Here is an 11,068-nt window from a genome sequence, read left to right on the forward strand (position 1 = left end):
CTTCCAGGCAGGCGGCGCGCCTTGGCTTGCAGTCTGGGGTCACGCGAAACCCCGTCGTGCCCGCGATGCGGGCGGGCCCAGGACTAGGCCACGTCCTCCGCAAGGCTGTCCAGGATCTTCTCGTCCTTCTTGTCCCACTTGGGGGCCGGGCGGAAGAGCTGGAAGAGCATGGCCGCGAGCAGCACGAAGGCGATCACGGTCCAGATGCCGAAGCTCCCGAAGACGACCAGCTCGTAGAACTGGTTGATGAACAGGCCGATCACCCAGCCGAAGATGCACTCGTAGGCGATGGCGAAGGCCGTCCACCAGCCGGAGTTCATCTGGCGACGGATGGTGCCCATGGCGGCGAAGCAGGGCGCGCAGAGCATGTTGAACGCCACGAACGCGCACATGGCACCGACGTGGAGCGTGCCGGCGACGGTGAACATCCCGGCGAAGCCCTGCCACATGCTCACGGAGTTCTCGGTTGCGCCGCCCAGGCCGTAGAGGACGCCGAAGGTGGAGACCAGGTTCTCCTTGGCGATCAGGGCAGAGATGGACGCCGCAGTGGCCTGCCAGTTGCCAAATCCCAGGGGAAGGAAGATCCAGCCCAGGGCGCCGCCCACGCCGGCGAGGATGGAGTAGTCCATGTAGTTCTCGGGCACGCCCTCCATGCCGGAGAGGAAGCCGAAGGCGCCGTCGCCGCCGTCCCAGCCCGCGATGCCGAAGTTGGAGAGGAACCAGATGCCCACGGCGGCCGCGAAGATGATGGTGCCTGCCTTCTTGACGTAGGAGGCGACGCGCTCCCACACGTGCAGCGCCCAGGAGCGGATGCTGGGGAAGTGGTAGTCGGGAAGCTCCATCACGAAGGGGACGGGCTCGCCCTCGAAGGGCTTGGTCTTCTTGAGCATGATGGCCGAGACGATGATGGCGACGATGCCCAGGAAGTAGAACATGGGGGCGACCCACCACATGTCGGAGCCGCCGGCGAGCACGCCCATGACCAGGGCGATGATGGGCAGCTTGGCCGAGCAGGGGATCATGGTCGTGAGCATGGCCGTCATGCGGCGGTCGCGCTCGTTCTCGATCGTCTTGGTGGCGAGGACGCCGGGGACGCCGCAGCCGGAGGAGACGATCATGGGGATGAAGGACTTGCCCGAGAGGCCGAAGCGGCGGAAGACGCGGTCCATGACGAAGGCGACGCGGCTCATGTAGCCGCAGTCCTCGAGGAAGCAGAGCATCACGAAGAGGACGAAGATCTGGGGGATGAAGCCCAGGACCGAGCCCACGCCACCGATGACGCCGTCGACCACGAGGCCCTTGACGAGGTCGGAGACGCCAGCCGCCTCGAGCGCGTTGGTCGCTGCGGTGGGGATGGAGTCAACGAAGCTGCCGAAGTCGTGCTCGTCGGGCTCGGCGGCCTTGCCCTCGAGGGCGGCGGCGAAGCCGGCGGCGTCCACCTTGTCGATCACCTGGAGCTCCTGCCCCTCGGCGAGCACCGGCTCGCCGTCGCTGGTCTCCTCGGTGATGGCCTCGTCGTCGGTGTCGACGAAGTTGCCGTCGTCGTCGTGCACGGGGACGTCGGTGGCAACGACCTTGGCCTTCTCGGCCGCAGCCTGGAAGTCGGCGATGGTCGCCTCGTCCTCGGCGGTGGGCTCCTCCGCGGCGATGGCGTCCGCGACGCCATCGGTGTTGACGCCGGCCTTCTCTGCGGCGGCGAGGTAGCCGTCGATCTGGTCGGCGTAGTGGTTGGAGGACCACTCCTCCTTGGCCTCGTCGAAGGCGGCCTGCGACTGGCCGCTCAAGAAGAAGCCATCGGAGAAGAGGTTGTCGTTGACCCAGTCGGTCCAGCTGGTGCCGATGGTGGAGATGGCGATGTAGTAGACCAGGATCATGATGGCCGCGAAGATGGGAAGGCCCAGAACGCGGTTGGTCACGATGCGGTCGATCTTCTGCGAGGTGGTGAGCTTCTTGGGGGCCTTCTTGACGCAGGCGTCCATGACCGTGGCGATCCAGTCGTAGCGGTCGGAGGTGATGATGGACTCGCTGTCGTCGTCACGGTCGTCCTCGATGGCCTTGATGGCCTTCTCGGCGGATGCGAGGACGTCCTTGCCGAGGTTCAGCGGCTGGATGGCCTCGGCATCGCGCTCGAAGACCTTGATGGCATACCAGCGAACGAGCTCGGCGGGGCAGGCATCCTTGATGAGGCCCGCGATGGTCTGCAGGGCGGACTCGACCTCGGCGGAGAAGCACTTGACGCCCTCTGCGGGCTTGCCGGCCTTGGAGGCGTCGAGGGAGGCGTTGACCAGCTCGTCGAGGTTCTTGTTGTGCAGGGCGGAGACCTCGACCACGGGAACGCCCAGCATCTGGGACAGCTTCTTGGAGTCGATGACGTCGCCACGCTCCTTGAGCAGGTCGCACATGTTGAGGCCCACGACGGCGGGACGGCCCGCCTCGAGGACCTGGGTGGTGAGGTAGAGGTTGCGCTCGAGGTTGGTGACGTCGATCAGGTTGATCACGGCATCGGGACGGTCATTGACCACGTAGTCACGCGAGACGACCTCCTCGGGGGAATAGGGGGAGAGCGAGTAGATGCCGGGAAGGTCGACGAAGGTGACGTCGTGGTTGGCCTTCCAGGTGGCCATCTTCTTCTCTACCGTGACGCCGGGCCAGTTGCCGACGTAGCCGTTCGAGCCGGTGAGCTCGTTGAACAGCGTTGTCTTGCCGCAGTTGGGGTTACCAGCCAGGGCGATGTTGATCTTGTCTGCCATTCCTTGCCTTTCCTGCTACGTGTCCGGAGTTATTCTCGGCTTACCTTTGCTACCTGAAGACTCACATTTGTTAGTTTTAGGTAACTCGCTCGGCCAGAAAAAAGGGGCCGTGCCCCGGGGAAGCTACTCCTTGGCTATGTCCACGACCTCGATGCACGCCGCCTCGTCCTTGCGCAGCGAGAGCTCGTAGCCGCGGATGGTGCACTCGATGGGGTCCCCCAGCGGCGCGACCTTGTGGACCAGGACCTTGGTGCCCTTGGTGAGGCCCATGTCCATGATGCGGCGCTTGATCGCCCCCGCACCGGTGAGCTTGGAGACGGTACAGCTCTCGCCGACCTTCACGTCCCTCAGACTTGCCATTCTTCCCCCTTAGAAAAACAGGCCGGGCGATGCCCGGCGCCAATACCCCCCGTTGTCTTGCTAGCAGGTGGCGATCTTCATGGCCATGTCGCGCCCGATGCCGAAGGTAGCCCCCTTGACGCTCACGAGGACGTCGCCGTTCACGCGCGAGACGACCTTCACGGAGGCACCCTGCACGAAGCCGAGCTCGGCGAGATGCTGCCTGAGCTCCTGGCTGCCACGGACGCGGGCGACGGTGACCGTCTCGCCTTCCGAGACCATCGAGAGGGGCAGCTGTGCCCCGACCACGCGCACTCCTGCGGTGCTCGTCATGCTCGTGCCATCCACAACGCTTCCATCCATCAGACGCTCCCCCACCCGGGTCCCGCCCGTTTGGGCTACGGACCACAAGTTTATGCTAGCTAACACGCTATTGTAGAGATTTTTGGCAACTGGGGAAGCCAAAGCTAACAAATTTTTTGGGAAGGGGAAATCATGGCAAAACATACACATTGGATCCTGTTGGCCTGGATGCGAAGCCCAGCTCAGACTGGGTGACACGTCGGCCCGCGAGGTCCGACCGGAGCCATTGCCCGTCATGGGACGAGAGGGACGACCTCCACGGCCCGTCCCTCTCGCCTCATGAGCCCTTGCCCTCGTGGCACGCCACGGGTCATCGCGCACCGCCGTCCGACAGGATCAGCCCGTGTTCTGCAGGCCGGCGGAGACCCCGGAGACGGTGCAGAGAATCAGATAGATGAAGCGCTCGCGCTCCTCGGGAGTGAGCGCCTCCCCCTTGTTGCGCAGGGTGTCCAGCGCGCGCACCTGCGCCAGCGAGAGGACGTTGACGAAGGGCAGGCGCATGCGGATGACGGGACCCAGGACGCGACGGCTCTGGAGGGGCCACTCGTTGCCGGTGATGGCGAGCACCCACTTGCGAGTGAGGCGCATCTCGTCCAGGACCTTCTCGTTGAGGTCGGGACGATCGGCGAGGTCGAGGTACATCTGGGCGATGCGGTCGTCGGTCTTGGCAAGCGACATCTCGATGTTGTCGACGAAGGTCGTGAAGAGGGGCCACTCGGCGTAGGCCTCCTTCAGGCGGGCGAGGTCGCCGAAGCTCTCGCAGGCGCTGCCCAGCCCGTACCAGGCGGCGAGGTTGGTACGCGCCTGTGACCAGGAGAAGATCCAGGGGATGGTGCGGAGGTCGGCCAGGGACTTTGCCCCCAGGCCGCGCTTGGCCGGGCGGCTGCCTATGGGCATGAGGCCGATCTCGGCCAGGGGGGTCACGACGCCGAACCACTCTGCGAAGCCCTCGCTGTTGAGGAGGTCGAGGTAGCGCTCGCGCGAGGCCCGGTCGAGCGCCGTGGCGACGTCGGCGTACTTGGCCGTGGTCTCGGTGTTGACGTACTCGATGGAGGGGGAGCTTTGGAGCAGCGTCGCTCCGGCGACCGACTCCACGTGGCGGCGTGCCAGGGTGGGGTCCCCGTAGCGGGCGAAGATGACCTCGCCCTGCTCGGTGAGCTTGAAGTGGCAGTTGACCGAGCCCTTGGGCTGCGAGAGGACGGCGCGGTTCGCGGGGCCGCCGCCGCGTCCCACCGCGCCGCCGCGGCCGTGCATCAGCACGAGGTCGATGTTGTTCTCCTCCGCCCACTTGGCGATGCGCGCCTGGGTGGCGTGCAGGACCAGGGTGGCAGAGGTGGGGCCGGCGTCCTTGGAGGAGTCGGAGTAGCCCAGCATGACCTCGAGCCTGCGGCCGGTCTGGCGGAGCCTGCGCTGCACGTCGGGAAGCTCGATGACCTCGTTGAGGGTGTCGATGGCGTTCTCGAGGTCCTCCACCTGCTCGAAGAGGGGAATCACGTCGAGGGTGGGGACGTCCTCCTCGTGGGCGAAGGCGAGGCGGGCCAGCTCGTAGACGTCGGCCACGTTCTGTGCGCTCTGGGTGAACGAGATGATGTAGCGGCGAGCGGCCTTGACGCCGTTCTTGCGCTGGATGGAGCCGATGGCGCGGAAGGTGTCCAGGACCTCGCGGGTCATGGGAGCGAGCTCGCCGCGCTCGCCCCAGCGGCCGTGTGCGCGGATGTCCTCGAGGGCGCGGCTGTGGACCAGCGAGTGCTGGCGGAACTCCATCTCCACCAGGTGGAAGCCGAAGGTCTGGGCCTGCCAGATGAGGTTCTGGACGGGTCCGTAGGCAGTGCGCACTGCGCCAGCCTTGGCGAGGGAGCGCTGCACCACCATGAGGTCGGCGGCGTACTCCTCCGCGTTGGCGTACATGACGTCGGCCGTGCGGGTGATGGTCGCCCTCAGGCGGTTTGCCATGACGATCATCACGGCGCGGTGGAGCTCGGAGGCGCTCACGTCCTGGGCGCGCTTGGTGAGCGACTCGCTCATCTCGACCTGGTGGCTCCAGAGGTTGAGCAGCTCGGAGGAGGGCTTGGTCGACGCGGCGTCCAGGGTGATGTTCCGGCCCGTGACCTGCGTGGCATCGGTGAGGGTCTCGAGCATGTGGACGCGGAACTTCTCGCTCACCTTGCGGCTCACCTTGGCGGTCACGTTTGGGTTGCCGTCACGGTCGGAGCCGATCCAGCTGCCGGGATGGAAGAAGGCGGGGCAGATGGGCGGGACGGTGCCGGCCTTCTCGCCCAGCTCCCAGTCGTCGAAGCGGCGGTAGACCTCGGGAACCATGTCGAAGAGGGTGTTGTCGAAGATGTCGATGACGGTGTCGGCCTCCTCGACGGGAGTCGGCTTCTTGATGCCGATGGGCGAGGTGCGGAAGAGCGCGTCGATCTCTTGCAGCATGCGACGCTCGTTCTCGGCCAGGGACGCGCCGCCGAGTCGGGGACGCTCCTCGAGCAGGCCTGCGATGCGGCGGATCTTGCCCTCGACGGCCTTGCGACGTGCCTCGGTGGGATGCGCGGTGAAGACCGGGTGGAACTCGAGGCGGTCGAGCAGGGCCATGGCCTTGCCGGTGCCGCACTCGTCCACGAGCTGGCGGTATGCCACGGTCAGGTCGTTGATGGTGTCCTCGCGCTCGCTGGTCGATATGACACTCTCGCGCGAGCGCAGGGAGCCCACACGGTAATTCTCCTCGCAGACGTTGGCGAGGTGGAAGTAGGCCGCGAAGGCGCGCATGACCAGGGTCGCCTTCTCCACGGGCAGGGAGTCGATGATGCGCACGGCGTCGCGGAAGGCGTCCATCTCGACCTGGTTGGTGCCCGGCTCGTAGGAGTTCGCCTTGATAGTGTCGACGAGCAGCGCGTCGAAGGTCGCGCGCAGGTCGCTGTCGTACTCGCCAAGTACCTTGCGCACCAGGCGCAGGAAGAGCGCCATGTTGTCCTTGAGCCCGTCGGGAACCTCGACCTCGGAGAGCGCCTCGCGGGCGGCAGCCCACTCGAGCTCTGCCTCGCTTGCGGAGGGTCGGACAGAACCCTGCCCGCCCTCCTTCAGTCTATCCAGCTCAGACACCGTACCTCCCCCTGGGCCAACGTCGCGGGCGCCGGCCTCGAGCCTCTTGTGCCAAAGAATCGCACACCATACTTTAGCCGGCGGGTGTATGCCGAGGATGTAGCCGACCGCAGCGAAACCCAATCTTCACGCGCAGGGCGGGATACAATCGCCAGGGCGGGAAGGGACAGGGGGGCCGTCGAGTCCAGACCCGACCTACCGGGACGAGCGCTCACAGGATGTGCGAGGCATCACATGACCAACCCACTGGACAGGACCTTTCGAGACAAGGGGACAAGAGGGAGCAAACGCTTCGTCGCCGGCGGGCCTCGCACGGCCGGGACGACCAAGGCGCCCTTCCTCGCGCGCCTCGCCAACGACTGGTGGGACAGACTCATCTCGTCCGTGTGGTCGGGGTCGCTCGCAGACCAGACCGCACGCTACGCCGCCCACCGCACCCGCAGCGACTACCTCTTCAACAGTCTGGGCCTAGGGCTCTGGGGGGTGCTCTTCCCCCTGCTCACCGTCATCGCCACCCAACTCGCGGGCGCCGAGGCGGCGGGGCGCTTCTCCATGGCATTCGTCATCGCCAACCTCCTGCAGTTCGTGGGGACCTATGGTGTGCGCACCTACCAGGTCTCCGACGTGGACGAGGCTGAGTCGTTTGGCTCGTACCAGCTCCAGAGGGCCGCGAGCTGTCTGCTCATGGTTGGGGTGGCCTGGCTCTGGTGCCTGGTCAAGGGCTACTCGGGCGAGATGCTCTCGATCTGCGTGGGTACCTTCGCCTTCCGCCTGGTCGACTCGCTCGCAGACGTGTACGAGGGACGGCTCCAGCAATGTGACAAGCTCTGGCTGGCTGGCGTCTCCCAGGCGCTGCGCTGCGGCGTGTCCATGCTCGCCTTCACCGTGGCGCTGCTCGTCACGCATGACGTCGCGGTGGCAAGCCTTGCGCTTGCCGGGGCGGCAGGGGTCTCGCTCCTGCTGGTGAGCCTTCCCCTCGCCCTGCTCGAGACCCCTCGCTCGCGTGGGGTCCGCCTCGTGGAGCTGCGAGAGATCTTCGTCGAATGCGCACCAGCCTTCGCGGCGCAGTTCCTCTTCGTGCTCATCGAGTCCGTTCCCAAGTTCGCCATGGAAGGCGCGCTGGCCTACGAGAGCCAGCTCTTCTTCAACGCCATCTACTTTCCCGCGCAGGGCATCGCAATGACCGTGGGGTTGGTGTACAAGCCCCAGCTCGTGAGGCTCGCCAACATCTGGTCAGAGCCCAACCACCGGGGACGCTTCGACCTCATCGTGGTCGCCATGGCAGGCGTCGCGGCGGCGCTGACGGCCGGCACCCTTCTCTTCAACGCCGCCTTCGGCGTGCCCCTGCTGGGAATCCTCTATGGCACCGACTTCGAGCCCATGCGCGCCCAGCTGTACCTGATGGTCCTCGCGGGGGGGATGTCGGCGGTCGTAGACTTCCTCTACCAGATCATCACCGTGCTGCGCCGCCAGGAGCTCGTCACCAGAAGCTACGCGCTCACCTTCGCACTCTCGGTCGTGTTGAGCGTGGCGCTGGTGGCGACGCTCGGGTTCAATGGTGCGGTCTGGGCCTACTTCGCCTCGATGGCCACCCTCTTCGGCATGCTCGTGGTCCAGTACGTCCTGCTCCGCGTGAGGGGCTAGAAGGGGGCTGACCGACGCCAACCGCACGCGCCCGGGAATCTTCACCAGACTTCCCCACGCCCTTGTCAGGAGCCTCATCAGACCGCTCTGCCCGCGACATCCCCAAGTGCTATGACAAAAAAGACATTCCATCTGCGCTCCCCGTTCGCCACGCACCAATCGTCAAACGCCCCGCACTCGATTCCCAACGAGAGTGGTTTCGACTTCAACGATTGTGCGAAGTTCGCTGCCGGAGAACATGGGCAAATGGACGTGTTCTCCGATTGTGTAAAAGAATTCTGTGGCTCATTGCCAAGTTGAGCTAATCATCCTTACACAATCGTCAATCACATCCAGAATCATCCATTTTTCCTGTCCGTTGTTTACACTAACGCCATTTAGGTTTCTTGCACCTTGAAAAGCTCGCGGCAGCACTTGCGACACCGAAGTTTCCAGTCAGGGGGCCAACGGGATGAATCTGGTAATCACGGGAAAAGTGGGAGTGGCGCTCCTTCGCGCCGCTCGCCTGAGGTCCGACCTCGGCCTGGCACCAGCCACGCTCCAGGCGGTGCCTCCCGTCGACGCAAGCGGCCGAGACGTGATGGGGCACAGCGGGGTCAGGGAACTCGTTGCCCCCCTGCTTGCGGCCGAGGACCCAGCAATCGGCATCAGGGTCGCATCAAGCAAGGAGCGCATTCTTGTTCGTGGCCTCAGTTGCAGCGTCACCGAGGGCGAGCTGTTGCCAAACTCGCTCCTGCGCGTCTGTGACACCAGGACCCCCTTTCTCGACAGTCCCATAAGGGGCGTCAACGTCTATGTGGATGCCCCCGGGCTCATGCTCCTAGGACGAGCCTCCGAACTGAACCAGCTCGTTTCATCGGGAAGGATGAGCAATCTTTCCGCGACTGCCGAGCTCATGGGCCTGGGCTGCGAGCTCTGCGGCACATACTCCTTTGAGCCAGGGCACGACGGCGGGTGTGGGTTTGGCCTGGACCCCCTTGCCACCTCCTCGGAGGTGTCTTCGTACCTAGCCGCGAGCAGGGGGAGGCACGGAGCGAAGCTGGCTCGACAGGCGGCGAAGATGATCCTCGATGGCTCCGCCTCCCCCATGGAGTCCATCCTGGGGCTGATGCTCTCGAACCCACCGCGCTATGGGGGAGTGAGCCTGACCTTTGGGGCGCTCAACAGGCCCATCGACCTCTCGAACGACCCAAGGGGGCTGCTGATGCATCGCAGCATGAGGCCTGACATCCGATTTGACCGCTTTGGGATCTCGCTCGAATACAACGGCCGCGATTCCCATGCGCAAGAGCGGAGCATGCGAGACGACAAGCTGCGCATCGAGGACTATTCCACCATGGGCGACACGCTCTTCATCCTTCGTAGCGAAGACCTGAGGGATACGTCCTCCCTCGAGAGAACCCTCGCCCGCATCGCAAACGCAATTGACGCCAAGGGCCACAGGACAGAGGCGAGGAGGGTGCTGCGGCTGCTTGACGACCCCGCACGGCACGCCATCCGGGCAGAGGTGTTGGGATCCCTGCTTGCCCAATCCAGACTACGAGTCGCGTCGGTCAACAGACGGGAGACAAGGCGCGCCAAGAGGAAGAGGCATGCCAGGCTTCCCGGCAACAAGGAGCCGGGTCCCGCCAGTTGACGGGTCCCATGGCCAAGCGGCCTTGGCTCTTGCGAGACTCTGGCCTACTCCTGCGCCGCGACCGGACGCCCGGACTCGTCCAGCCCCATGTAGCGCAGCATGCCGACGACCGCCCTCTTGGCCCCCTCGACGGAGTGCACCACCGTCTTGGGGCCGTTCACCACGTCACCCGCGGCGAAGACGCCCTCGACCGTGGTCATGCAGTCGTCATCCACCACCAGGGTCCCCCGCTCCGTGCCCCTGAGTCCCTGGGTGGTGAGGATCAGCTTGTCCTTGGGCACCTGCGAGACGCAGAAGATCACCGTGTCGCACTCCACCTGAACGAGTTCGTCGCTCATGTCGACGACTTGTCCCTCCTCGTCTAGGATCGAGCGGCGGAACACCGGCCCCCTGTCGTTGATCGACTCGATGGACTGCCCGTAGACGATCTGCGCGCCATCGAGTTGCGCAAGCTCCACCTCGTCAGAGTTTGCCGAGACGCCACCCCAGTTGGAATACAGCGTCACGCGACGCGCCCCCTGGCGGATCGCCGTGCGCGCCACGTCCATGGCGACGTTGCCCACGCCGATGACGGCGACGTCCTGGCCGATCTCACAGACCTCGGGGTTGACCAGGTAGTCGATTCCGAAGAAGACGTTGCCGCGCGCCTGCCCCTTGATGCCCAGGGTCTTTGCGCGCCAGGCGCCAGTGCCCACGAAGACGCCGTCGTAGCCGTCACGCAGGAGGTCGTCGAGCTTCAGCGCGCCGCCGATCGTCGTGTTGGGACGCACGAGCACGCGCAGGCGATCGAGCAGCGCACGATAGCGGTCGATGATGGAGTTGGGCAGCCTGAACTCGGGGATGCCATAGCGCAGCACGCCACCGATCTCCATCTTCTGCTCGAAGATCGTGACGTCGCAGCCAAGGGCGGCAAGTTGGATGGCAACCGTGAGACTCGCGGGACCGGAGCCCACCACGGCGACGTGGCGTCCGTTGCGCTCAGGCAGCTCGTCCGGCCCCATGCGGTCCAGGTATGCGTCGGAGATGTAGTCCTCGATGGCCGAGAAGTGAATCGGGGTGCCCTTGCGCCCCCGAATGCAATGCCCCTCGCACTGCGCGCTGTGGTTGCACACCAGCGCGCACACCACGCTCATGGGGTTGTTCTCGAAGAGGGTCCTGCCCGCCTCCTCCATCCTGCGCTCGCGAAACATCTGAATCACCTGGGGGATGGCCGTATGGACCGGGCATCCCTCCTGAC

General features: G+C 65.3%; 7 protein-coding genes. 2 read left to right on the forward strand and 5 right to left on the reverse strand.

From position 1 onward, the window contains the following. Nucleotides 1-83 precede the first annotated feature (83 nt). The 4 genes from feoB to ACMPH2_RS07890 all read right to left on the reverse strand — a co-directional run bounded on the left by feoB (nt 84) and on the right by ACMPH2_RS07890 (nt 6,551). The gene (gene feoB, locus ACMPH2_RS07875; RefSeq protein ID WP_417119135.1) at nt 84-2,750 is read right to left on the reverse strand and encodes a ferrous iron transporter B; all 2,667 of its coding nucleotides are present in this window, start codon (nt 2,748-2,750) and stop codon (nt 84-86) included. A 123-nt stretch (nt 2,751-2,873) separates the two neighbouring features. Next, complete coding sequence (locus ACMPH2_RS07880) at nt 2,874-3,110, reverse strand: FeoA family protein (RefSeq protein ID WP_009277931.1); 237 nt, start codon at nt 3,108-3,110, stop codon at nt 2,874-2,876. Between the two features lie 60 nt (nt 3,111-3,170). After that, nucleotides 3,171-3,452 carry a FeoA family protein gene (locus ACMPH2_RS07885; RefSeq protein WP_231782223.1) on the reverse strand — a complete coding sequence of 94 codons (282 nt, stop codon included), beginning with the start codon at nt 3,450-3,452 and terminating at the stop codon, nt 3,171-3,173. A 336-nt stretch (nt 3,453-3,788) separates the two neighbouring features. Further along, a complete protein-coding gene (locus tag ACMPH2_RS07890; RefSeq protein ID WP_417119136.1) occupies nt 3,789-6,551 on the reverse strand; it encodes a phosphoenolpyruvate carboxylase in 2,763 nt (920 codons plus the stop codon). Between the two features lie 234 nt (nt 6,552-6,785). Between ACMPH2_RS07890 and ACMPH2_RS07895 the strand changes: the two genes are divergently transcribed. Continuing rightward, nucleotides 6,786-8,195 (forward strand): lipopolysaccharide biosynthesis protein, encoded by a 1,410-nt coding sequence (locus tag ACMPH2_RS07895; protein WP_417119137.1) that lies wholly within the window; start codon nt 6,786-6,788, stop codon nt 8,193-8,195. A gap of 451 nt (nt 8,196-8,646) precedes the next feature. Beyond that, nucleotides 8,647-9,831, forward strand: coding sequence for a hypothetical protein (locus tag ACMPH2_RS07900; RefSeq protein ID WP_417119138.1), 1,185 nt, complete (start codon nt 8,647-8,649; stop codon nt 9,829-9,831). 44 nt (nt 9,832-9,875) lie between these two features. Here ACMPH2_RS07900 and ACMPH2_RS07905 read toward each other — a convergent pair. Further along, a partial coding sequence (locus ACMPH2_RS07905; RefSeq protein ID WP_417119139.1) for an FAD-dependent oxidoreductase occupies nt 9,876-11,068 on the reverse strand: 1,193 nt, incomplete at its 5' end.

The sequence above is a fragment of the Olsenella phocaeensis genome, from assembly GCF_048189965.1.
Taxonomy (GTDB): Bacteria; Actinomycetota; Coriobacteriia; order Coriobacteriales; family Atopobiaceae; genus Olsenella_I; species Olsenella_I phocaeensis.